The organism is Microbacterium sp. NPDC055683 (assembly GCF_053617895.1).
Map to the genome: position 1 here is coordinate 57,422 of NZ_JBSHGQ010000010.1, position 24,041 is coordinate 81,462.

Below are 24,041 nucleotides of genomic sequence, written 5' to 3' on the forward strand. Positions count from 1 at the left end.
CTACTGCTCGTCGCGATGGGCGCCCTGACGGGACGGCTCCGAGCGCACGGCTGCCGATGCCGCTCCGATCGCGACGGGGAGCGCCGCCGCGAGCGGGAGGATGTAGCGCATGCCGCCGGACACCGGGCCCGCGAGGATGGTCGCGAGCAGGATCGCGGCGGGGACGAGAACGGCCCCCTGCTGCCGGCCTCGACAGCGGATGATGACGACCGCCGCGATGATCCACGCCCAGACGACGGTCGCCGGGGTGATCGTCAGCCCCAGGAGCGGGATCGCCCTCAGGGTGTCGCCGAGCAGCTCGTGGCGCACGAGGAAACCGCCCAGACCCGTCTGCGGCGGACGCGCATCGATGTCGAGATGCACGTCGCGGACGTCGTTGTGCGACGAGAGGATCAGGCCGTCGTAGGAGGCTGCACCCGGCGCCCAGTAGCCGACCGTTCCCGCGAGCGTCGCCTCGATCGCCCTTCCCGGATGCGCCGCGGCGATCCTCGCCCACGACAGCAGGAACTCCCCGGTGCCGATCGCGCTCCATCCGGCATGCGCGTCGGCTTTGACGGGATCCGAGATGAACGGGTCGTACACGTCGCCGATGCCCTCGGCGCCGTTCTCCGGGAAGAGCTCGTCGAGGAAGCGCCGGTCCTGCGCGTCGAGGTCCTCCGTCGCGGCGATGCGCGCGAGCTGCTGCAACGGCACGCTCCATGCCTCGGCCGGCGGCACGGGCGCGGCGTCGAGCGCCGAGGTCAACGGACCGGCATATGCGGCGTACACGACGGCGATCACCGCGAGAACCGCAGCAGCACGGCGCCAGACCCGGCGCCAGACGAGTCCGATCAGGATGGCGATGCCGGCGAGCACGACATACACCCCGTTGTTCCGCAGCACCGACGTCGCGGCCCCCGACACGATCAGAGCCGCCCAGGCCCACGCGCCGCCCCCCTCGCGCTGCCGTCCGATCGTCAGCTCGCCCACGCAGGTGACGAAGACGACGAAGGCCGTCGTGAACGGCATGTCCTTGACCACGGTGATCGAGAAGATCCCGAGCACGGGCGACGCCGCGAGCCAGAGGAACGACACCGCCCACGCGCGCGTGCCGACGCCCCAGACGGCCATCCGCCAGAGGAGGAAGGCCGACGCCGCCGAACTCGTGAGCAGCTGCACGGTGGCGCCGAATGCCACGATGCCGGCGTCGCCGCCCCCGAGGGCGCCTCCCAGTGCCTGCATCGCACCGACGAGGAGCGAGTGCGCGACCGGCTCGTACTGCTCCCACTCCCCGACGCCGCGCACGTACGAGAACGATCGGAAGGTGTCGAAGGGGACGATGCCGGGCCACCACGCGACGAGGTACGGCGTGCGGACGAGCAGGAGCGTCGCGAAGAGGGCCCCCATGCGCCCGCGTGCCCGCGGGCGACGGCATGGACGGCCTTCGCGAGCACGCCCTGGGACGGCGCGATCGCATGCGGCTGACGCGAGCGCCGCGCGTCGACCGCGGCGAGGAGGAGCGCACAGAGCACGACGGCCGTCCAGGCGACTCCGACGAGATGAAGGCAGGCCCAGGCTCGCACCCACGGGTCCGCTGCGACGAACAGCCCGAGGTCGGCCTCGGGTCGCCGCGTGAGCGAGATCCCCGCGGTCTCGGCGAGCGCCGCCGCCGTCCCGAGCGGGACCGCCGTCGTCCAGGCGCTCCGCCCGGCGCGAGCGAGGGCACGGCGTCCGAGGAGGACCAGCCCCGCGAAGACGGCGATCGCGAGCATCGACGCGTCGTCGAAGGCGTCGAGGAGAGGTCGCGGGGTCGCACCGGCGGCGAACGCGATCGTCGCGACGACCGCGCCGACGACCGCCAGCAGCAGCAGGAGAGCTTCTCGCGTCGATGACAGCCGCACGGACCCATTGTCGCGCGTGCCAGGGCCTCACGCGGACAACGACGACGTCACGCGCTCGGACTCGTCCTTCAGGTTGCGGGGCGCGCTCATGGGAGGATGGGTCAATGCGTCAGTCCGGTGTCTCAGAACCCACCACGCACCGCGGCATCCGCAGCGATATCCAGGCGCTCCGCGCGTTCGCCGTGCTCGGCGTCGTCCTCTTCCACATCTGGCCGCGCGCGCTCCCCGGGGGCTACGTCGGGGTCGACGTCTTCTTCGTCATCTCGGGCTTCCTCATCACCGGCCAGCTCGTCAGGTCGCGCGAGCGCGGCACGCTGAAGCTCGGCGCGTTCTGGGCGGCGCGGGCGCGACGCCTCCTGCCGGCGAGCCTGCTCGTGCTCCTGGCGAGCGTCATCCTCACGCTGCTGTGGGCGCCCCCGACGCTGCAGAGCCAGTATCTCCGGTCGATCGTCGCCAGCGCGCTCTACTTCGTCAACTGGCAGCTGGCGGCGGATGGGGTCGACTACCTCGCCCACGACAACCAGCCCCCGATCGCCCAGCACTACTGGTCGCTCGCGACGGAGGAGCAGTTCTACGTCATCTGGCCCCTTCTCATCCTGCTCGGAACGATCGGCGCCGTCAGCGCCTCCCGACGGCGGATGCTGCGGCTCGGCGCCGCCGCCATCGCCGTCGCGGGGTTCGCCGTCTGCATCTGGCTGACGTCGACGAGCTACCCATTCGGCTACTTCTCGACGGTCAGCCGGATCTGGGAGTTCGCGCTGGGCGCTCTCGTGGCGCTCCTGCCGCGTTTCGCCCTCGTCCGATGGGCGCATCTCACCATCTGGGTCGTGTCGCTCGCCGCGCTCATCGCGACGGCATTCCTCTACGACACCGCGACGCCGTTCCCGGGGCCGGCCGCGCTGCTGCCCACGGCAGCCACCGCCGCGCTCATCGCGATCGGCCCCGACGCGCCGGCACGGCCGCTCCAGCGTGTCGTCGCCTGGCGGCCGGTGCAATGGCTCGGCGACCAGTCGTACGGCATCTACCTCTGGCATTGGCCGCTGGTCGTCATCGTCCCGCACGTGCTCGGCCGCCCGACGGACCTTCCGGAGAACGTGCTGATCCTCGTCGCGACCGTCGTGCTCGCCGCGCTCTCGAAGCGGTTCGTGGAGGATCCGATCCGCTTCGGGTCGCGGGTCAAGGCGCTCCGGCCCGCTCCGGTCCTCGTCGCGACGGCCGCATGCATGTCGCTCGTCGTCGGCGCGGCTGCTGTGCCCATGTGGAACACCGCACGCGCCGCCGCCGAGCAGCAGGAGGCGGTCGAGGACGAGCTCCTCGACCCTTCGCAGTGCCGTGGTGCGAGCGTCCTGCTCGACGCGGACTGCGCCGGGGTGCGAGACGACGCGGTCGCCGCCGACGCCGTCGTCCCGGCCCTCGCCGGTCTCTTCGACGACACCGGCGGGGCGTACGGCTGCTACGACTACGAGCCCACGGCCGGTGGCGAGCCGACCTCGTGCACGTTCGGGAGCGAAGAGGGCGACGCGCTGCGGATCGCTCTCACGGGAGACTCCCATGGCGCGATGCTCGTCCCCGGTCTGCGCGACGTCGCGGCAGCGCGGGGATGGTCGTTCGACACGTTCGTCGGCCGCGGCTGCGTCTGGCAGGAGCCGGCGACATCGGACTGTTCGGCACGCAACGATCTCCTGAGCGCGCGGTTCCTCTCCGGCGACTACGACGTGCTGCTGGTCACCGCCATGAACAGCGTCGAGCGCGACGACGACGAGCGTGCCGCCGTGGCCGAGGAGTACGCGACCGCGTGGCGGGCGGCGGAGGAGGCCGGGGTCCGCGTCGTCGTCCTCGCCGACAACCCCTCGGTACCGCAGAGCGCACAGGATTGCGTTTCGACGGCGTCGTCCTTCACCGCGGACACCTGCGCGTTCCCCCGGTCGGAGTCCCGCCTCGATCTCGATCCGCTGCGCAGCGCGGCTTCCCTCGCCGACGTCGACCTGATCGACCTGAGCGACGCGTACTGCGACGACGACATCTGCTCCATGATGCTGGGAGGGGTTCTCGTCTACCGCGACCTCCACCACATCACGGCGACGTTCAGCCGTACCCTCGCTCCGCACCTCGCGGACGAGCTCTCTGCTGTGTTCGCCCAGCGCCCGTGAGTCATCACCTCGAGAGGACGACGACATGAGATCAGCAGCCCAGGTGCTCGTGTTCCCCGCGTGGCGCGACAACCCCTTCCTCAACCTCCTCGAACTCGCCGCACGCACCTCGGGCTATCGCTTCCTCGGCGCGACGACGTACGACAGCCTCCTCCGCCAGCTCCGACGCCTGGAGCCGGGCGACGTGTTCCATCTGCACTGGACGTCGCCCCTCCTGCAGGAGGCGGAGAGCGAGGAGGACGCCCGCGAGCGACTGGAGCGTCTCGTGACGGAGTTCCGCGGAGTGCGCGACAGCGGCGTCCGCATCGTCTGGACCCTCCACAACCGGCTTCCCCACGAGCTCGCACACCGAGACGCCGAGATCGGGCTGTACCGCGCTCTCGGCGAGCTGTCCGACGTCGTCCACGTCATGGCTCCCGCGACGGCCGACGTCGTCGCGGACGTCGTCGCGCTCGATCCGGCGACCGTCAGGGTCATCCCCCACCCGAGCTACGAGGGGATCTACGACAGCGGCGTGGATCGTGTCGCGGCGCGCGACTCCTTCGATCTCGGCGCGGATGACCGCGCCGTGCTCTTCCTCGGTCAGATACGCCCCTACAAGGGCGTGGACTCGCTCGTCGCGGCAGCAGGACGGGCGGTCGAGGACGATCCCGATCTCGTCCTCATGCTCGCCGGCGTGGTGAAGGACCTGTCGGAGGAGGACTTCCTGCGGAGCATCCCGGCCGACCTGCGCACCATCACGCAGTTCTCGTTCGTCCCCGACGGCGACCTCGCTCGCTGGTTCCGTGCCGCGGACGTCGCAGTTTTCCCCTATCGGGCGATCCTGAACTCGGGGAGCCTGCACCTCGCCGCGACGTTCCGCGTCCCCGTCATCCTCCCCGACGAGCGCCACCTGCGCGCGCAGTTCTCCGGCTGCCCGTGGATCGCCTTCTTCGATCCCGCGCGGCCCGACGCATCCATCGCCGAGCTGCTCTCCGATCGGTCGACGTTCGACCGGGTGTCGGAGGCCGATTTCGCGGCGTTCACGGACGAGATCTCACCGTGGGGCGTCGCGCGCCGCTACCGGCAGCTGCTCGACGAGCTCAGCGGCGCTTCAAGCTCCTGACCCGGTCGCGCGCGAGGATGATCCCCCGCCGCGCGGCGCGCGGCGCCCAGTGCCGACGGCGCCGGATGACCGTCACGCCGTCGACGCGGTCGTAGAGGAAGCTGTCGCGCGCGCCGTACGCGGGCAACTCGCCTTCGCCGCGAATCGCGGACGCTGAGCCCGTCGCGTGAACGAGGAGCGCCGGCGTGAGCGGCCGGTGCAGCGGAAGAGATGTCACGGGGAACGTCGCCCGCCAGCGCCAGCTCCCGTCGGCGTCGCGGCTCCAACGAATCGACGCGGGCCGCACGGGTGCCAGACCTGCGAATTCGCCGTCGTGGAGCACCGGAGCCACGGCGTCCGCGCCCGCGTCACTCCGTCCGACGAGCACGAGCTCACGGTCGCCTCCCGTCACCTCGGTGACCATGCCGCCGAGCTCTGCCCTCGTGGCGAGGATCTGGTCGTCACGAACGCCTTCGAGCCGTGCCTCGGGGACGAGCATGAGGAATCGTTCCCCGAAGACCTCGCGGACGGTCTCCACGAGTGCACGCCAGTGGCGGGCGCTGGACGGGTTCGCCCGCGCGGTCAACACCGTGGTGAGGGGCGCGAGGAAAGCCAACTCCGTGCCCGGTCGCAGGAGCTCGTGCGCGCGGATGCGCTCGAGCGCGTGCGCCCATCCTTCGAGAGCGCGGTCGGCGTCGACCTCGGCCACATGGTCGATGGCTTCCGACATCGTGCGCGCCGCCGCCATCTCACCGCGTGCGACGAGCTCGACGACGAGGCGCTTCAACGGACTGATGTGCTTCGGCGGTCGCGGCGTCGCGTCGAGGAGCCCGGCCACGGCCGCGCTCACGGCGGCGTCGTCGGCCCGGGGACCGTCCCACGTCGCGACGTACTTCGCGATGTGGATGTAGCCGTCGCGGTCGTAGACGAGCGAGGCGTACACCTTGTCGATCGGGCGGCTGTGAGCCGACACGACGAGCTTTGCGCACTCGTGCTCCTGAGCGAGGTAGCTGAGGACGGACGTCGCGGAATCGGCCTTCGCCGTCATGGAGGTCCCGCCCGGACGCTCACGGTAGAGATACACGACGTCGGGAACGATGTCGACCTTTCGAGCGAGCAGATAGGCGCGCATCATCGGGACGATGTCGTTGGATCGAGGCACATCGGGGAATCGGATATGCCTGCTCTCCCACCAGTCCCGGTCGAACGCCTTGTTCCAGCACGGCCTGCTGTACATCAGCGTCGGCTCCTCCGAGAGCGTCGCCGCGCTCCTGTGGTGTCCGAACGCGGGCATGCTGTCGGTCGGCCGCCAGGTGTCCATCGGGCGGAACTTCAGGTAGTCGCCGAAGGCGATGTCGGATCCGCTCTCCTGGAGACTCGCGACGAGCGCCGCATATGCGCCGTCGGGGACGATGTCGTCCCCGTCGCAGAACACGACGTACCGTCCGGACGCGTGATCGAGCCCGAGGTTGCGAGCCGTGCCACCTCCTCTGCTGATCGCATCGACCAGGGTCACCCGAGTATCAGCTGTCGCGTATCGATGCACGATCTCGCGGGTGCCGTCGGTCGAGTGGTCGTCGACGACGATGACCTCCATCCGGTCGACGCCCTGCGCGAGGACACTCTCCAGCGTCTCCCGCACCCACGGCGCGACGTTGTGCGTCGGCATCACGACCGAGAGGACAGGAGCGGCGTCTGGCTCGCGTCCCGCGCGATGAGGCAAGGTCACGCCGAGCGCGTCCGCCTCCTCTCGCGTGATCCCCGAGGTCGGGGGCGGCACCGCCATGAACCTGTCGAGCTCGACTGCAGCCCTTACGGTCTCTCGCGCGGGTTCGGCTCCCATCGCGCGCACGAAGGAGTCTCGTTGGGAGTTCGCCGCCGCACGCAAGCCGGCGTACGACAGCGGCAGCTCCACTGCGGGGCGGATCGCCGGTCGCCCCCAGAGGTCCCACGGGAACGCCCGTTCGAGTGCGTCAAGGTCCACATCGGGGTCGCCGACGGGTCCCAAGGCCAGTGCCTCTTCGACGGACGTCGCGAAGCTGACGTTCGGCCGTCCGGTCCCCGCGTAGTAGTCGACGTACTTGAACGGGCTCTCCGTCGCGGAGATCAGCGGCCTCGACGGCACGCCGTACGCGTCCGCGACGATGAGCGCGTGCAGGGAGCTCGCGACCACGAAGCGGGCCGAGGCGATGCGCTCGATGATGTCGATCGGGTCGCCGAGAGGACTGTCGACCTCGTCGCGCGAGAAGGAGGCGACGTCGTTGAGGTTGGGGATCACGACGGTCTCCGTCCCGTCCGTCCGACGGATGTCGGGCAGGAGGCGCGGGAGGAGGAGGGCGGGATCCCCGAACACCGCCGGGACGGCGATTCCGCGGCTGAGGAGCGCCGCACGCGTGAGAGGGCCGCGGACGGCCCTCACATCCAGCGCGGCGGGCAGATCGAGGTCGGCGATCTTCCCATTGACGCCGCTCCCCCACACCACGTCGCCGTGCTCGGCGAGGTGGAGCACGCTTCCGACGCTCAGCAGTCGGCGGTCCCTGCGGATCTCCCGGTCGACGCGGATGTCGGTGCGGCGCAGGAATGCCTCGACGAGAAGGGGGCCGATCCCGTCGCCGAAGTTCGTGCGGCTGCTCCCCGCCTCCTGACCGCCGTCAGGTTCCCAGTGGAAGCAGGGGACACCCGAGATGATGGTAGAGCTGAACACCCGGAGATCCTATCTTCTGCGGGTGTGGGCTCCCCTCGCGACGACGTGGGTTCAGGGCACCGTGACGGTCCGGCACCCCAGCGTCCGGTTGTTGCCGGCACCGATGTCGTTCGCGGCGAGACAGACCTCCCTGGTTCCGGATGCCAGCGGGATGGTCACCTCGAACCCGTGTCGCGCGCCGTAGTACGGGTAGGCCGCCCCGACATCCGCTCGCACGGCCGATGCCCCGAAACGGCGGACGACGGCGCCGTCGGCCTTCGCGCGGACGGTCACCGTGCCGCGCGTGGACGGGTCGATGGTCCACCCGCGCACGGTCACGCCGCCGGCGACAGTGCGCCACGAATCCACGTGCCCGATGGGCGAGTCCCCGAGGCGCTCGACGGTTCGGCAGCCGAGCGTCTTCGTCCTGCCGTCCGCGACGTTGTTCGCGACGACGCAGACCTCGTGCGATCCAGTCGGGAGGGCGATCTCGTCGTAGAAGGCGTGCGCTGCACCGTACCCGGGGAACCGGCCGGCGAGGTCGCTCCTCGACGTGTCGGCCGCGAACCGCGCGACCACGGTCGAGCCGACCTTGACACGGATGGTGACGGGCGACGTCGTGTCGGGATCGATCGCCCAGCCCGCGATGTGCACTCCGGACGCCGTCGGCGTCCAGGAGTTGAGATAGCCGATCGGGGTGCCCGCGAGGACCTCGACAGCCTGGCAGCCGAGCGTTTTCGTCGTTCCCGCTCCGACGTTATTGGCGACGACGCAGACCTCGTGTGCGCCGGCGCCCACCTGAAGCGTCGAGGAGTAGCCGTGGCGCGTCCCGTACCCGGGGTAGAGCGAGTTCACCCCCGGACGGGAGCCACCCGCGTTCAGACGCGCGACGACCGCGCCGTCCACCTTCACGCGCAGCGTGACGGCGTCGGACGTGTCGGGGTCGAGTGCCCAGCCGGAGATGCGGACGCCTCCGGGCACGGCCGCGACGGGGTCGAGCTTCCCCGTGGGCGTCCCGCCCGCGGGCGACACCGTCCGGCAGGAGATCGTGCGGTTCGATCCCTTGCCGATGTTGTTGGCCGCCACGCACACCTCCTGTGAGCGCGGCGCGAGCGGGACCGTCACGCGGAAGCCGTGCGCGCCCTTCGACGAGTGGGCGTCGTCCGCCGTGACGCGGGTGACCCGGTCGCCCACCTTGATCCGCAGGGTGACGGCGCCGGACGTGTCGGGGTCGGTCGCCCATCCGGAGATCGTGACTCCCGTGCTCGTCGCCTTCCACGAGTCGACGCCGCCGACGGGGTCGTGGTTCACGACGGCGGGCTTCGCCGGGGTGCGCGTGGAGCCGAACCAGTCGGTGAAGTAGTTGTAGAAGTTGCGGTTGCCGTAGGCGGAGCAGGAGTCTCCCGTGCCGTAACCCGCCTTCAGCGCGGCGGCGTTCGGTTGGTAGGGCGTGTAGTAGTAGAGGCTCGCGGTCGCCTTGTTCTTGATCGTGACGGCGCTCGAGCCGCACGACGCGTTCGGGTGGTATCGGACCTGCGAGCTCTTGCCGACGGGGAACCAGGTGAACCACGACGCCTTCGCGTAGATCTGGTACTGGCGGGCTGCCCCGTAGACCTGGTTCTGGAAGCCGTAGTACGCGGTGTCGCACGCGGAGGTGTCGGGGCAGGCCATGCCCATCGCGATCGTGTACCGCCAGTCGCTCGGCCAGGTGTGGGTCACGAGGCCCTGCTCCTTCTGGAGCATGACGAGGAGGACCTGCGGGTTGATGCCGCACGCCTTCGCGACCTTGGCGATGATCGTCGCCGCCGTCTCGCTCGCGGCGCCCTGGTAGGGCTTCGTGCAGTAGCTGTCGGCGGCGCGGTCGGTGGTGCGCGTCTTGTAGTCCTTGAGGCAGACGTACCCGCTCTGGCAGGCCGGCACCTTGCCCTTCAGGAAGGTCTGGATCTGCGCGGCGGTCATGGCGCCGCTGTTGTAGAAGACGGCGTCGCTGATGATGTTGCCGGGGTCGAACCCGACGAGCGACATCGCGTCGGTGCGCACCTGCGCACCCTCCTCGACGACGGCCTCATCGAGGGTGGAGTCGCCCGCGATCCGGTCCATCTCCTCCTGCGTGAGCGACGTCGGGGTCGGAGAGGGTGTCGCGGTCGGGTCGGCCGTCGGCATCGGCGATGCGGATGGCGTCGGCGAGGGCGTCGCGGAGACGGTCGGCGTGGGCGTAGCAGTCGGAGCGGGGGACGCATCGATGGTGGAGGGCGCAGTCGTCGTCTCCACCGTGAACGCATCGGTCGGCTCGGGAGACGGCGTCGCGGCCGTCGCGCCCTGCGCCGAGACGGTTCCGATCGCCAGGGCGAGGACGGCCGCCGTCGCGAGGGCGAGCCGTGCGGGCACGGCAGACAGACGGGGAGGACGCACACGCATGTCAACCAGTGTGACAGATGTGAATAAACGCGAGTATCCCTGGGACCCCAGATCTTGCGCACTCGATCCCAGCGCCGCGAGCCGGGCCACACAGCACACACGAAGACCCGCTTTGATCTCGAAAAAGCTTGGAACCTCTGAGGCATACGCAAGACCAGGCGTCGGCGTTCGCTGTCCCCTGCGCGCGGAGCCAGACCCCGAGTTGACGCCGACAGACCTGGACGACGTTAGGAGCGCGTTGATCGGCGCTCGGATCGAACGAGTCGACAGCTAATCGAGAAACGCACGTCCGCTCGGTAACAGCGACGCACGTCCTCTCCGTATCCGCGAGCCAATGACCTGCCCGTTGGCGAAGCCCAGACACAGAGCCCATCACGTCAAGACATCGAACAGCGCGGTGCCCATCTTTCAACACTATAAACGCGGGAGAATATGGAACGGGTGCACGAAGCGCTCATCAAATTCGCATCCAGGAGAAAGTGCTCAATGCTCAAAGGCTACCGCAAGAGCAGGTGGGGCGCACGGCCAGGGTGCACCCCACCAAGGCGAACTCGAAGTCAGCAACCATTCCCATTGCAGACATTTGTTCCGGTCAGTGACATTGCCGCCCCAATCGTTGTCACGGCGATCCGCGTGCTGGTAGTAGAGCTGAGGATACCCAAAGCAATATTACCTCCGTATGCAGGCCCTCCACTATCCCCATTGGTCATCCCGGGTGCCTCTATGATGGCAACATTACCTACGGTTCCTGCGTTGGTGACAACCGAAGTCTGCTGGTCCACCACCTTTCCGCAATGGGAGGCGTTGGTAACACGCCCATACACGCAAACATTGTTACCTTTCAGGGGGTTTCTCACCGATTCCACCGGACGACCAGTCGTTGCAGCAATATGGAACCACCCGTCCATCATCTTGCTTGAGCGGAAGAACATCGCGTCTCCCTGGGATCCGAAATAGGCGTTACGTCGATTGAGCTCATAACGCTCCGCAGTGGAAGCGAAGTAGTACCAGAGATTGCCGCCCGTGTCACAGTGCCCCGCAGTCAGCACTCCTACATCGCTCCCGGTGCGCGCCTTAACCACGAATCCGGAGGTACACTGCAGCTTCCCATATTGCGAGAGAAGAAGGGATGTTCCGCCAGCCCGGTTGTTGCTGACACTCTGAAAGATTTCTCCTTCAGCCACTTGCTCAACGATCGAAAAGGGCGAACTTTCTGCGGCCCGATTCATTGCGTCACTCACTCCCGCGCTGAAAATCTCTACATTCGGGTCAGTGATAGTATACTCAATGGCAATCGATCCTGCACCAAGTTCAGGATCGGGGCTGGCCGCGATCTGCATCCTTCCGGCATCTATTTCTGCCTGATTTGCATTTGCAGCATCTGATAGTGCAGATGCTGAGGCGTCGACATATTCCTCATTGTTGAATCCCACCTTCTCCTCGATCTCGTACGGCTTTCCGGTAGCGTCGAGTATATTGATCGCACCAAGAGGCGCGTCATCCGAGAAACCAATAACTAGTTTGTCGAGTTCAGGATTCGCAAAATAAGCAAATGAATATTCAGTAGCATAAGTCGCGCTGATAAGGTTTACTGCCTCACTCAACGCATCCTGCTTTTCAGCCCAAGACCTCTCCTCGTCCGTTAGAGGCGCAATTTCCATACCCTCCGGTGCTTCAACCATCGACGTCTTCACCTCAAAGTCCCGCGCACCAGATGATAACGCCTGAGCTGATACGGTGCTGGAAATCAGCGTGCAGGAAACGAGCATAAAACCCGCGCCTAGGCCGTAGAATCCGCGTCGTCGCGAAAGCGAAATATTCATGAGTCCCCCCCCCCCCCCCCCGGGAAGATGTCTAGCTTCAACGCGATCCTATGACCGAGCAAGGGCTCAGCGCTAGTCACGAGCTGAAGCGAGCGAGCCGAGCGCCTCATGTTGGCTGGACAGTCACCTCGCGACCCGGGTACATCAATGAGCGCGGGTTCGCGGCGGAGCTTTTTGGGCACAATTCCCGGAGATGATGTCATCCTGGACCGCGCCATCTCAGACTCACTGAACGGGGGGGGATAGTCCCTCCCCTCTCGTCGGGCCGCGCACATCCCGCGGCGACAACGCGGGTAAACCCGCCGCGCGTGCGGACGCGGGAGCGTTCGACAATCCGGGGCGGATCGGCGTGGTCACTTCTCCGTCCGGCGACACGCACAGCGCATAGCGAACCGGTCACGGAATGCCCGATTCACTGAGCCGACCCACCACCCAGTACTGGGTCGGGCCGGCTCCCCGCCGCACCCCGCCCGCACGGAAGCGGCCCCTCGGACGCGACATGGAAGGATGGAGGGGTTGCGTCACGCAGCGCGGGCCATCGCCCGCGCGCGGATCGGTTTCTGCCGGAGAGGGTGTCAGTCGCGATGAAGTTGAGTGTGGTGGGGTGCGGGTATCTGGGTGCGGTGCACGCGGCGGCGATGGCGTCGTTGGGGCACGAGGTCGTGGGTATCGATGTGGACCCGGGGAAGATCGGGAAGCTGTCCGCGGGTGAGGCGCCGTTCTTCGAGCCCGGGCTGCCCGAGATCCTGAAGGAGGCTCTCGCGTCGGGGCGGTTGTCGTTCACGACCGACATCGCCGCGGCCGCGGACGCGGAGGTCCACTTCATCGCCGTGGGCACCCCGCAGCGCAAGGACGGCACGGGCGCTGACCTGACCTACGTCGACTCCTCCGTGCACAACCTCCTCCCCCACCTGCGCCCCGGCGCGCTCGTGGTGGGGAAGTCGACCGTCCCCGTCGGCACCGCGGGCCGTCTCGCCGACCTCGTCGCGCCCACCGGCGCGCACCTGGCGTGGAACCCCGAGTTCCTCCGCGAAGGGTTCGCCGTGAAAGACACCGTCGAACCCGACCGGCTCGTGTACGGCGTCCACCCCGACACCGCCGACACCGACACCGCCACCCTCGACGCCGTGTACGCCACCGCGCTGACCACCGGGACACCACGGATCGTGACCGACTACGCCACCGCCGAGCTCGTCAAAGTCGCCGCCAACAGCTTCCTCGCCACGAAGATCAGCTTCATCAACGCGATGGCCGAGATCGCCGAGACCGTCGGCGCCGACGTCACCCAGCTCGCCGACGCCATCGGACACGACAACCGCATCGGACGCCGCTTCCTCAACGCCGGCGTCGGCTTCGGCGGCGGCTGCCTCCCCAAAGACATCCGCGCGTTCACCGCCCGCGCCGAAGAACTCGGCAAAGGCGAATCCGTCGCGTTCCTCAAGCACGTCGACGAGATCAACCTCCGCCGCCGCCAGAGAGTCGTCGACCTCACCGTGAACAGCTTCGACGACCACATCAACGGCCACCGCGTCGCCGTCCTCGGCCTCGCATTCAAACCCGACAGCGACGACACCCGCGACTCCCCCGCCCTCGACGTCGCCGTCCGCCTCAAAGGCCTCGGAGCCGACGTCATCGCCTACGACCCCGAAGCCATCCCCAACGCCCGCAAAGCCCACCCCCAACTCCACTACGCCGACACCCTCGACCACGCCCTCCAAGACGCCGAAACCATCGTCATCGTCACCGAATGGGCCCAATTCCGCGACCTCGACCCCACCCTCACCCGCACCAAGGTCGCCCGCCCCGTCATCATCGACGGCCGCAACACCCTCACCCCCACCACCTGGCAAAACGCCGGCTGGACCTACCACGGCATGGGACGCTGACGTGAACGCGCCCGTCGTCGGCATCGTCGTCCGCACGAAGGACCGCCCGGACTTCCTGCGGCGGGCGCTCCGCAGCATCACCGGACAGACGTTCGCGGAGTGGGAGGCGGTCGTCGTGAACGACGGCGGCGCTCCCGGCGCCGTCGACGAGCTCATCGCCGCGCTCCCCGAGGAGCACCGCGCGCGCGTGCGGGCCGTCCACAGCGAGACGTCGCGCGGTCGCTGGGTGAGCGCGAACGCGGGCGTCCTCGCGACGACGGCGCCGCTGCTCGTCCTGCACGACGACGACGACACGTGGCATCCGGAGTTCCTCGAGCGTGCCGTGACCTACCTCGACGGCCATCCGGACCGCGGCGGGGTGGTCTCGCGGATCGAGATCGTCTGGGAGGAGGAGCAGGGCGGGCGCCTCGTGCCCGTGCGCCGCGAGGTCTTCCAGGAGCATCTCCCCGTGCCCACGCTCGCCGACACGCTGCTCTTCAACCGCTACGTGCCGATCGGGTTCGTCTACCGCCGCAGCCTCCACGAGGAGCTCGGGCTCTACGACGAGAGCCTGCCCGTCGTGGGCGACTGGAACTTCAACCTCAGGGTGCTCGCACGCGGTCCGCTCGAGTACCTCGGCGACGCGCCCTACGCGTACTGGCACCAGCGCACGGGGGCGGATGGCGCCGCCGGCAACAGCGTCATCTCCTCGCGCGGCGATCATGAGAAGTACGACGCCCTCATCCGCGACCAGGCGCTGCGCGAGCACGTCGACGAGCACGGCCTCGGCCTCGTGCTGTACCTCACCAAGTTCATCGACCGCCGCTTCGTCGAGGTCGAGAACGGCATCCGCGCCGAGGTCGCGGAGGCCCGCCGCGAGATCGGCCGGTTCAACCTCGTGGCGCGCGGCTACGAGAAGGTCCGGCGGCGGCTGAGGGGCTGAGCCGCGCCGCGTCAGTGCGGCGTGTTTCGAAGCAGTTCGACTGCCTCGTCGATGCCGCCGTCGAACACCACCTTGTGCTCGTGGATGAAGATCCCGCGCGTGCACAGGCGCTTGACCGTTCCCATGTCGTGGCTGACGACGAGCATCGTGACGCCCTTCGCGGTGAGCTCCTCGATCTTGGCGTAGCACTTCTGGCGGAACGGCGCATCGCCGACCGAGAGCACCTCGTCGACGAGCAGCACGTCGAGGTCCACATGGATGGCCACGGAGAAGGCCAAGCGCATGAACATGCCCGACGAATAGTGCTTGACCTCCGTGTCGATGAAATCGCCGATCTCGCTGAACGCGACGATGTCATCGAAGCGGGCTTCGATCTCTTCCCGTCGCATGCCGAGGATCGCCGCGTTCAGATAGACGTTCTCCCTGCCCGACAGATCGGGGTGGAAACCCGCGCCGACTTCGATGAGACCGGCGACACGACCACGGGTGAACACGCGCCCCTTGTCGGGCTCGAGCACCCCTGACACGAGCTTCAGCGTGGTCGATTTACCGGAGCCGTTGAAGCCCATCACGGCGACCGACTCGCCTTCGCCGATCTGGAAGCTGACGTCGTCGAGGGCTGTGAAGACGTCGCTGCGCACCTTCTTCCGCTGGATCCAGCCGATGAAGGCCTCTTTGAACGAGTGCGAATTGCGCTTGAGGAAGAGCTTCGACACGTGGTCGACGATGATGGACGGCTTCGTGGCCGACGTGACGGGGAGGGTGTTCGTCATCACAGATCCTGGGCGAAGGTCCGCTCGAAGCGGCGGAAGGTGTATTGGCCGACCAGGAGCACGACGGCGCAGATCGCCGCAGCGATCGCGAGGTAGATCCCGAAGTGCTCGGGGAAGCCATGTGGCTGCAGCTCCGCATCGGGCGACACGGTCGGCTCCCAGAACCCGTAGTGGAACAGCTCCACGCCGATCGTGATCGGATTGGACATGTAGAGGTGGAGGATCCAGCCGCTGGCCTTCTCCTGCACGAGCGCCCACGTGTACAGGACGGGGGATGCCCACGTGGACACCATCCGGATGATCTCGACGAAGTTCTGCGCATCCCGATAGCGCACGTTGATGCCCGCGAAGAAGAGGCCGAGTCCGAGTGAGGCGACGGCGATGAGGAGTACGCCGAGCAGCGCCGCACCCACCCCGGCGAACGACGGGATCCATCCATAGATGAGACTGACGACGAGCAGGATGGCGAGCTGCGGAAGGAAGTGGATGAACGCCACGACGATGGCCGCGATGGGGAAGAGCTCGCGGGGAAGATAGATCTTCTTCACGAGGGCCCGGTTGTCCACGATGGCATTGGTCGCGTTTCCGAACGCCTCGTTGAAGAAGTTCACGGCAACGAGCCCGGCGAACAGGTAGATCGGATAGTTCGCGATGCCGCGGTCGCCCTCGAAGATGATCCCCATCACGAGGTAGTACATGACGAACTGGATCCCCGGCTTGACGTAGGACCACGTCCAGCCCAGCACCGAGTTGCGGTAGCGCGTCGCCGTGCCCTTGCGCACGAGGAGGCGCAGGAGATAGCGCCAGCGGAAGACGTCAGCGAGCCCGCGGCCGCGGCCCGGGACGTCGTACTCCGACAGATCGATCGTCGTCACTGCTGCGCGCCCTGCCTCGTCTTCCGGGAAAAAGCCACACGCGATCCTATCGCCGCGGGCATCCGGCACCTGGAAGCCCGCCGCGAGGGTTCAGAGCTCCGCATGCAGCTGCCACACCTGCTGCGCCGCGCCGTGCCACGAGAACGCCCGCCCGCGATCGTGCGCGCGCACGCCCATCCGCCCGCGCTCGCCGTCGACCGCGCGAACCGCGTCGGCGAGGTCGTCGACGGCGACGACGTGCCCTCCGTCCGCGACGACCTCGCGATGCACGGCGGAGTCGCGCGCCACGACGGGCGTCCCGACCGCGAGCGCCTCGAGGACGCGCCACGGCCACGCCGCCGTGTCGGCCCCGGCGATGAACGCCGCCGCGTGGTCGAGCACCGCGGCACGATCGCCGCGATCGAGCGCCCCGTGCACGTGCAGCCGCGTGGCGTCGAGACCCGCGTCCGCCGCCCTGGCGTGCGCACGTGCCGCGTCGGGCGCGCCGAGCACCACGACGTCGCGCCGGAGCGCGGCCGCGGCCCGCAGCGCGTCGTCGAGACCGTCGTCCCACGCGGCGGCGAGGTACTCCCCCGGCAGCCCGAGGTCGCGACGTCGGGCGTGCGCATCGCTCGGCACGCCGAAGCCCTCGGGCGGCGCCCCCGCGATCACGCGCACGCGGTCGCCGAAGCGCGCCGACAGGAGGACCGCGAGAGCATGCGACGGCACGATCACGGCGTCGGCGAACCGCTCCGCGCGCGCACGCAGCGCCTCATGGAGCCCGCCCGCCTCTCCGCCCCACAGCGTCACCGCCGTCTGCGCCGGCCGCGCGTGCTTCGCGAGCGGGGCGAGCAGCGTCGGCGAGTGCACGAGCCCGGCCTCTGCTCCGCGCGTCCTGCCCATCCGCCACGCGATCTGCAGCTCGCGGCGGCCTCGTGCCACGCGGTGCTCGGCGCGCAGCCCCTCCACCCCGAGCGGCACCCCTGCGGGGGCGATCGCCTCGACGACGCATCCGGACGGCGCGGCGTCCACGAGCATGCGCGCGAGCCCTCGCGAGGCCTCCGCGAGGTCGGGGTCGTCCGGTGCCGCGAGCTGGTCGAGGACCACCCGCAGCGCGACGGTCATCCCGTCGTCTCCTCGGGGTGCAGGAGCTCCTGGATGTACGCGTGGATGGCGTCGAAGTCGGGGGCGTCCTGGTCGACCGCGAGCGGCCCCTCCGGGGTGAGCTCGAGCGAGGTCACCTCCTGGCCCTTCGCCTTCGCCGCGAGGTCGAGGAACGTCGGCAGCAGCGACTGCGGGATGTCCGTCTCGACGATCGCGGTGCCCGCCTGGGCGACGTCCTGGAAGCGCTGCACGACGTTCTCCGGCGTGAACTGCGCCAGGATGGCCTCCTGCAGCTCCCGCTGGCGCTGCATGCGGTCCCAGTCGCTCGTCGTGTACCGGGAGCGCGCGTACCACTGCGCCGTCTCTCCGTCCATGACCTGCTCGCCGACCTCGATCCAGCCGGTCGCCCAGTCCTCCGCGGGCTGTCCTTCGTAGGCGGGCCCGCCGCCTTCGGGCAGCCGCTCGTCCACCGTGATCGTGACGCCGCCGAGCGCGTCGACCAGCTCGGCGAAGCCGTTCATGTCGATGAACGCGTAGTACGGGATCTCGAGGCCCGTCACGCCCTCCGCGGCGTCCTTCGTGGCCTCGACGCCGGGGGCGGAACCCTGCGACGCCGCGTCGGGGTAGAGCGCGGCCCCCTGGTCGTCCCGACAGACCTCCGCCGCCTGGCGCACGTGGTTCATCCAGTCGTCCCAGCCGCACGTCGCGTCGGCATGGCCCTCGAAGCCGTCCGGGTACAGCGCGTGCATGGGGCTGTCCTCGGGGAACGGCGCGCCGCCCAGCTCGCGCGGGATGCCCGTGATCGTGACGGCGCCCGTCTCCGCCTCGATCGACACGACCGAGATGCTGTCGAACCGCATGGAGTCGCGCCCGTCGCCGGAGTCCGCGCCCAGGAGGAGGATGTTGTAGTAGCCGTCGCTCGGGGGGACGACGGGCGCGCTGGCGGCGAAGATCGACCCCAGGGCGCTCGACGCGGAGATGAGCCGCGGTGCGGCGTACGCCACCGTGCCGCCGGAGAGCACCATGAGGAGCACGGCCAGCACGGCGATGCCGTAGCGGGCCGGCGTGCGCGTGCGCACGAGCCGCACGAGCCTGAGCGTGTCGATGCCGAGGAGCACCCACAGCACCCCGTAGCCGATGAGCACGAGGGCGATGCCGAGCAGCACGAACGGGTTGAGCGCGATCGTGAGCGCGGCGTCCCGCCACAGCGCGAACGCGAGCGCGGCCACGACGGCGAGGGCCCACGAGGAGAGCGTCGCCCCGAGGCCGAACCTGCCGAGCCTTCGGCTGCCCGCCAGCACCTGCGCGGAGCCGGGGATGAGCCATCCCAGCACCACGAGCCACCAGCCGCGCCGCGTCATGATCGACGCGTTCGCGGCATCCGGGTGCCGCATCGGGCGCGTCTCGACGAGCGCGCGCGATTCCGGCCCGGTCCGGGGGCGGACGGTGGCGGCTGCCGTCACAGAGACCCCTTGAGCCGCGCGTTCTTCTCCTCGACCTGCCGTTCGAGGTCGCGCGCGTACTCCTCGATCGCATCCGCCACGGCGGGGTCCGCGACGCCGAGGATGCGGGCCGCGAGGAGGCCGGCGTTCTTCGCGCCGTTGATCGACACGGTCGCGACGGGGATGCCGGCCGGCATCTGCACGATGGAGAGGAGCGAATCGAGCCCGTCGAGCGTCGTGAGCTGCACGGGCACGCCGATGACGGGGAGCGCCGTGACGGAGGCGAGCATGCCGGGAAGGTGCGCGGCGCCGCCCGCTCCCGCGATGATGGCGCGGAGCCCGCGCCCCCTCGCCTCCCGCCCGTAGCGGATGAGCTTGTCGACGGTGCGGTGTGCCGAGACCACCTCGACCTCGTGCGGGATGCCGAGCTCGGTGAGCGCGGTCGAGGCGTCGACCATGACACGCCAGTCGGAGTCGGAGCCCATGACGACGCCGACGAGCGGCGCTTCAGACGAGTTCAGCACCCGACCAGGCTAGGGGGCGCGCCTGGAAATCACCGGGAGCGACATCGAGCGGGCCCGCGCGCGACTAGGGTCGGGGCGTGGAGTGGGAGAGGACGCGCGCCGTCGCGGGCAGGATGGTCGAGCTCGCGCAGACGGGGTCGACGAACGCCGACCTGGTGCGGGCGGTCGACGGATGGCCGCACCTGGGCGTCCTCGTCACGCGGGATCAGCGCGCAGGACGCGGGCGCCTGGACCGCACCTGGATCGCCCCTCCCGGCGCGGCGCTCGCGATCTCGGTCGTCCTGCGCGTTCCGGGGCTGCCGCTCTCGGCCCGGAGCTGGATCCCGCTGGCGGCCGGTCTCGCCATGCGCGATGCCGTCGCCGCGCAGGCTCCCGCGCACGCCGTCGGGGTGAAGTGGCCGAACGACGTCCTCGTCGCGGACGGCGGCGGCCTCCGCAAGATCTGCGGCATCCTCGCCGAGGCCGCGCAGGACGCGGTCGTCGTGGGCGCCGGCGTCAACACGCGCCTCGCCGCCGACGAGCTGCCGGTGCCGACCGCGACCTCGTTCGCGGCACTCGGCCTCACGGCCGACGACGACGCCCTCGTCGCCGCGTACGTGACACGGCTCGACGACCTGCTCGGCCGTCTCTCCCGTGCCGAGGGCGACGCGGTCGCGTCGGGCGTGCGCGACGAGGTCGCCGCGGCGTGCGTCACCCTCGGACGCGAGGTGACGGTGTCCCTCCCGGACGGCGGGGCCCTGCGAGGGACCGCGACCGCGATCGCGCCGGACGGCCGCCTCGTCGTCGACGCCGTGGAGGGCGACGTGGCCGTCTCGGCGGGCGACGTCGTGCACGTGCGCTGACGCGCGCCGTTCCCCGTGCGATCCTCCCTGGCGCGCACAATGGGGGGATGAGCACGCCTGGACCCGCCGGCCGCCCCGCGACGCCGCCCGTCGCGCCCGCGGCCGAGCTGCTCGTCGCGCGCATGCGCGGGCACGCGCGCCGACTGGCCTGGTCGGCGCTCCTCCTCGTCGTCGTGGCGGGAGCCGTGGGCTACCTGATCGGGAACCTGCCCGCTCCGTTCCAGGACTGGATGCTCCTCGCAGCGGGCGGCGCCATCGTGCTGCTGGGAGCCGTCGTCCCCCTCGTGGTCTGGCTGACGCGCACGTACACGATCACGACGCGCCGGGTCATCGTCACGCAGGGACTCCTGGCCCGAGACCGCCGCGAGCTCTCGCACGCGCGCGGCTACGCCATCCGCCTGCGCCGCGGGCTCGGGCAGCGGATGTGGGGGGCCGGCACGATCACGCTGTCGGACGGCGTCTCGGCGCCCCTCGTGCTGCGCGACGTGCCCGACGCGGGCCTCGTGCACGAGGTGCTCGCCGACCAGGTGGAGATGAGCCAGATCCAGGCGCACCGCGACTCGCAGGGCTTCTCCTTCGGTCATCGCCTGCCGGCCCCGCCGACGTGACCGGCTCCGGCCGCCGATGCGCCAGAATGGTCCCATGACGTTGCGCGTGGGTGTGATCGGCGGCGGCCAGCTGGCCCGGATGATGATCGCCCCGGCGATCGAGCTGGGCGTCGAGATCCGCGTCCTCGCCGAGGCGGAGGGCATGTCGGCCGCTCTCGCCGCGACCGCGGTCGGCGACTACACGGACGCCGCGACGGTGCAGGCGTTCGCGGCCGACGTCGACGTCGTCACGTTCGACCACGAGCACGTCCCGCAGGACGTCCTGCGCGCTCTCGTCGACGCCGGCGTCCCCGTGCACCCAGGGCCCGACGCCCTCCGCTTCGCGCAGGACAAGCTCGTCATGCGCCGTCGCCTCGCCGAGCTCGGCGCCCCCCAGCCCGATTGGGCGTCGGTGTCGGCGCCCGACGAGCTGCAGCGCTTCCTCGACGACCATGGCGGGCGGGCGGTCGTCAAGACGCCGCGCGGAGGATACGACGGCAAGGGCGTCAAGGTCGTCTCCTCGCCCGACGAGGTCGCCGACTGGTTCGCGGCGTTCGCGGGCGAGGCGCTGCTCGTCGAGGAGCTCGTCGACTTCCGGCGCGAGCTGGCGCAGCAGGTCGCGCGCCGTCCGAGCGGCGAGGTCGTCGCGTACCCCGTGGTCGAGACGATCCAGCGCGACGGCGTGTGCGCCGAGGTGCTCGCGCCCGCACCCGACGCGAGCGAGAAGCTCGTCGAGGTGGCGGCGCGCCTCGGCCGCGCGATCGCCGACGGCCTGGGCGTGACCGGCATGCTCGCCGTGGAGCTCTTCGAGACGACGGACGAGCGCATCCTCGTCAACGAGCTCGCGATGCGCCCCCACAACAGCGGCCACTGGACGCAGGACGGCGCCGCGACGAGCCAGTTCGAGCAGCACCTGCGCGCCGTGCTCGACCTCCCGCTCGGCGCCCCGGATGTCGCGGGCGGCGCGGCCGTCATGGTCAACATCCTCGGCGGACCGCAGGGCGCGGAGCTGAGCGACCGGTTCGCCGCGGCGATGGCCGCCCATCCGCTCGCGAAGATCCACACCTACGGCAAGGCGCCGCGCCCCGGACGCAAGGTCGGGCACGTCAACGTCGTGTCCGACGAGCTCGACGACGCCGTCTACGAGGCACGGGCCGCGGCCGCCTTCTTCGACTGAGCGGAAGCGCACACACCTCCACGCCAGGCGTTGTGTGCGCCCTCCAAGTCGCCGCGCGCCGCCGCGGCTAGGGTGGAACGGTGACCGAACCGGACATGTCCACCACCCAGGGCAAGATCGCCGACCTGCGCGCGCGCTACGACGAGGCCGTCGTGCAGGCAGAGGCGAAGGCCAGGGAGAAGCAGCACGCCAAGAACAAGCTCACGGCGCGCGAGCGCATCGAGCTGCTCGTCGACCAGGGCTCGTTCGTCGAGTTCGACGAGTACGTGCGGCACCGCACGACCGCCTTCGGCATGGAGCGCTCGCGCCCCTACGGCGACTCCGTCGTCACGGGCGTCGGCACGATCCACGGCCGCACTGTGGCCGTGTACGCGCAGGACTTCTCCACCTTCGGAGGCTCGCTCGGCGAGGTCGCGGGCGACAAGATCATCAAGATCATGGAGTTCGCGCTGCGCGGCGGGATGCCGATCGTCGGCATCCTCGACTCGGGCGGCGCCCGCATCCAGGAGGGCGTCGTCGCCCTCGGAAAGTACGGCGAGATCTTCCGCCTCAACACGGCGGCGTCGGGCGTCATCCCGCAGATCTCGATCATCATGGGCCCGGCGGCCGGCGGCGCGGTCTACTCCCCCGCCCTCACCGACTTCGTCATCATGGTGGACAAGACGAGCCAGATGTTCGTCACGGGCCCCGACGTCATCAAGACGGTGACGGGCGAGGACGTGGGCATGGAGGAGCTCGGCGGCGCCTACACGCACAACACCCGCTCGGGTGTCGCGCACTACCTCGCTCAGGACGAGGACGACGCGCTCGACTACGCGCGCACGCTCCTCGGCTTCCTGCCCGACAACAACATGGCGGATGCCCCCGCGTACGAGTCGGCGTTCGAGTTCGAGACGACCGACGCGGATCGTCAGCTGAACACGCTCGTGCCCGATTCGCCCAACCAGCCGTACGACATCCACGAGGTCATCTCGCGCACGGTCGACGACGGCGACTTCCTCGAGGTCCAGCCGCTGTTCGCCCCCAACATCGTCATCGGCTTCGGCCGCGTCGAGGGGCGCACGGTCGGCATCATCGCGAACCAGCCGTCGCAGATGGCGGGCACGCTCAACATCGAGGCGGGCGAGAAGGCCTCCCGCTTCGTGCGCTTCTGCGACGCGTTCTCCATCCCGATCGTCACGCTCGTCGACGTGCCCGGCTACCTGCCCGGCACCGACCAGGAGTGGACGGGCGTCATCCGCCGTGGAGCGAAGCTCCTCTACGCGTACGCCGAGGCGACCGTGCCGCTCGTCACGGTCATCCTCCGGAAGGCGTACGGCGGCGCGTACATCGTCATGGGCTCCAAGCAGCTCGGCGCCGACATCAACCTCGCCTGGCCGACGGCCGAGATCGCGGTGATGGGCGGCCAGGGTGCCGTCAACATCCTGTACCGCGGCGAGCTGAAGAAGGCGGAGGAGGCCGGGGAGGACGTCGCGGCCGTCCGCACGCGCCTCGCGAACGAGTACACGTACAACGTCGCGAGTCCCTTCCTCGCCGCCGAGCGCGGCGAGCTCGACGGCATCATCGAGCCGGCGGCGACGCGCGTCGCGGTCGCGAAGGCGCTCCGTTCGCTGCGCGGCAAGCGCGCCGAGCTGCCGCCCAAGAAGCACGGGAACATCCCGCTCTGATGTCCGGGCAGAGCGAGGTCCCCCGTGTCGACGTCGTCCGCGGGACGCCGACCGACGAAGAGCTCGCGGCGCTCGTCGCGGTGGTGTCTGAGGCGTACGCCGCGGAAGCCGCGTCGGCGGTCGCGGACGAGCCGGCAGGGGACGACGCCTGGACGCGCTCGCGTCGGCTGCGCCGTCCGCTCGTCCGAGGCGGATGGGCCCGCTTCCGCGGCTGACGCGGCGGGA

18 protein-coding genes are annotated in these 24,041 nt (G+C 69.7%); 9 read left to right on the forward strand and 9 right to left on the reverse strand.

The genetic code is table 11. The annotated features are described in order from the left end of the window. Window positions 1-1,386: a DUF6020 family protein gene (locus ACWGPF_RS06190; protein ID WP_452331988.1), complete on the reverse strand. Its 1,386-nt coding sequence runs from the start codon at window positions 1,384-1,386 to the stop codon at window positions 1-3. A gap of 598 nt (window positions 1,387-1,984) precedes the next feature. Here ACWGPF_RS06190 and ACWGPF_RS06195 point away from each other — a divergent pair. Beyond that, entirely contained in the window at window positions 1,985-4,030 is a 2,046-nt protein-coding gene (locus ACWGPF_RS06195) for an acyltransferase family protein (RefSeq protein ID WP_452331989.1), read from the forward strand. A 25-nt stretch (window positions 4,031-4,055) separates the two neighbouring features. Beyond that, window positions 4,056-5,135 (forward strand): glycosyltransferase, encoded by a 1,080-nt coding sequence (locus tag ACWGPF_RS06200; RefSeq protein ID WP_452331990.1) that lies wholly within the window; start codon window positions 4,056-4,058, stop codon window positions 5,133-5,135. On the opposite strand, the gene ACWGPF_RS06205 is transcribed toward ACWGPF_RS06200, so the two are convergent. From ACWGPF_RS06205 to ACWGPF_RS06215, 3 genes are all read right to left on the reverse strand, one after another. Further along, window positions 5,113-7,818, reverse strand: a complete 2,706-nt coding sequence (locus tag ACWGPF_RS06205) for a glycosyltransferase (RefSeq protein ID WP_452331991.1) — start codon at window positions 7,816-7,818, stop codon at window positions 5,113-5,115. The genes ACWGPF_RS06200 and ACWGPF_RS06205 overlap by 23 nt on opposite strands. A 51-nt stretch (window positions 7,819-7,869) precedes the next feature. After that, a complete protein-coding gene (locus ACWGPF_RS06210; RefSeq protein WP_452331992.1) occupies window positions 7,870-10,215 on the reverse strand; it encodes a hypothetical protein in 2,346 nt (781 codons plus the stop codon). A gap of 557 nt (window positions 10,216-10,772) precedes the next feature. After that, on the reverse strand, window positions 10,773-12,038 hold the full coding sequence (locus ACWGPF_RS06215) for a hypothetical protein (protein WP_452331993.1): 1,266 nt from the start codon (window positions 12,036-12,038) through the stop codon (window positions 10,773-10,775). 584 nt (window positions 12,039-12,622) lie between these two features. Here ACWGPF_RS06215 and ACWGPF_RS06220 point away from each other — a divergent pair. Next, window positions 12,623-13,924 (forward strand): UDP-glucose dehydrogenase family protein, encoded by a 1,302-nt coding sequence (locus tag ACWGPF_RS06220; RefSeq protein WP_452331994.1) that lies wholly within the window; start codon window positions 12,623-12,625, stop codon window positions 13,922-13,924. A gap of 1 nt (window position 13,925) precedes the next feature. Then, window positions 13,926-14,846 (forward strand): glycosyltransferase family 2 protein, encoded by a 921-nt coding sequence (locus ACWGPF_RS06225; protein ID WP_452331995.1) that lies wholly within the window; start codon window positions 13,926-13,928, stop codon window positions 14,844-14,846. An 11-nt stretch (window positions 14,847-14,857) separates the two neighbouring features. Here ACWGPF_RS06225 and ACWGPF_RS06230 read toward each other — a convergent pair whose 3' ends face one another. From ACWGPF_RS06230 to purE, 5 genes are all read right to left on the reverse strand, one after another. Continuing rightward, a complete protein-coding gene (locus tag ACWGPF_RS06230; RefSeq protein ID WP_452331996.1) occupies window positions 14,858-15,619 on the reverse strand; it encodes an ABC transporter ATP-binding protein in 762 nt (253 codons plus the stop codon). Beyond that, a complete protein-coding gene (locus ACWGPF_RS06235) occupies window positions 15,619-16,494 on the reverse strand; it encodes an ABC transporter permease (protein ID WP_452331997.1) in 876 nt (291 codons plus the stop codon). The genes ACWGPF_RS06230 and ACWGPF_RS06235 overlap by 1 nt, the downstream gene beginning before the upstream one ends. Before the next feature lie 90 nt (window positions 16,495-16,584). After that, the gene (locus ACWGPF_RS06240) at window positions 16,585-17,598 is read right to left on the reverse strand and encodes a glycosyltransferase (protein WP_452331998.1); all 1,014 of its coding nucleotides are present in this window, start codon (window positions 17,596-17,598) and stop codon (window positions 16,585-16,587) included. After that, a complete protein-coding gene (locus ACWGPF_RS06245; RefSeq protein WP_452331999.1) occupies window positions 17,595-19,040 on the reverse strand; it encodes an LCP family protein in 1,446 nt (481 codons plus the stop codon). The genes ACWGPF_RS06240 and ACWGPF_RS06245 overlap by 4 nt, the downstream gene beginning before the upstream one ends. Then, window positions 19,037-19,504: a 5-(carboxyamino)imidazole ribonucleotide mutase gene (gene purE / locus ACWGPF_RS06250; protein ID WP_452332012.1), complete on the reverse strand. Its 468-nt coding sequence runs from the start codon at window positions 19,502-19,504 to the stop codon at window positions 19,037-19,039. Before purE ends, ACWGPF_RS06245 begins: the two co-directional genes overlap by 4 nt. 152 nt (window positions 19,505-19,656) lie before the next feature. Here purE and ACWGPF_RS06255 point away from each other — a divergent pair, with 152 nt between their 5' ends. From ACWGPF_RS06255 to ACWGPF_RS06275, 5 genes are all read left to right on the forward strand, one after another. Then, on the forward strand, window positions 19,657-20,385 hold the full coding sequence (locus tag ACWGPF_RS06255; RefSeq protein WP_452332013.1) for a biotin--[acetyl-CoA-carboxylase] ligase: 729 nt from the start codon (window positions 19,657-19,659) through the stop codon (window positions 20,383-20,385). A 47-nt stretch (window positions 20,386-20,432) separates the two neighbouring features. Beyond that, entirely contained in the window at window positions 20,433-20,993 is a 561-nt protein-coding gene (locus tag ACWGPF_RS06260; protein ID WP_452332000.1) for a PH domain-containing protein, read from the forward strand. 34 nt (window positions 20,994-21,027) lie between these two features. Continuing rightward, entirely contained in the window at window positions 21,028-22,149 is a 1,122-nt protein-coding gene (locus ACWGPF_RS06265) for a 5-(carboxyamino)imidazole ribonucleotide synthase (RefSeq protein WP_452332001.1), read from the forward strand. Window positions 22,150-22,244: 95 nt separating this feature from the next. Further along, on the forward strand, window positions 22,245-23,816 hold the full coding sequence (locus ACWGPF_RS06270; RefSeq protein ID WP_345442388.1) for an acyl-CoA carboxylase subunit beta: 1,572 nt from the start codon (window positions 22,245-22,247) through the stop codon (window positions 23,814-23,816). Then, window positions 23,816-24,031 (forward strand): acyl-CoA carboxylase subunit epsilon, encoded by a 216-nt coding sequence (locus ACWGPF_RS06275; RefSeq protein WP_452332002.1) that lies wholly within the window; start codon window positions 23,816-23,818, stop codon window positions 24,029-24,031. Before ACWGPF_RS06270 ends, ACWGPF_RS06275 begins: the two co-directional genes overlap by 1 nt. Window positions 24,032-24,041 lie beyond the last annotated feature (10 nt).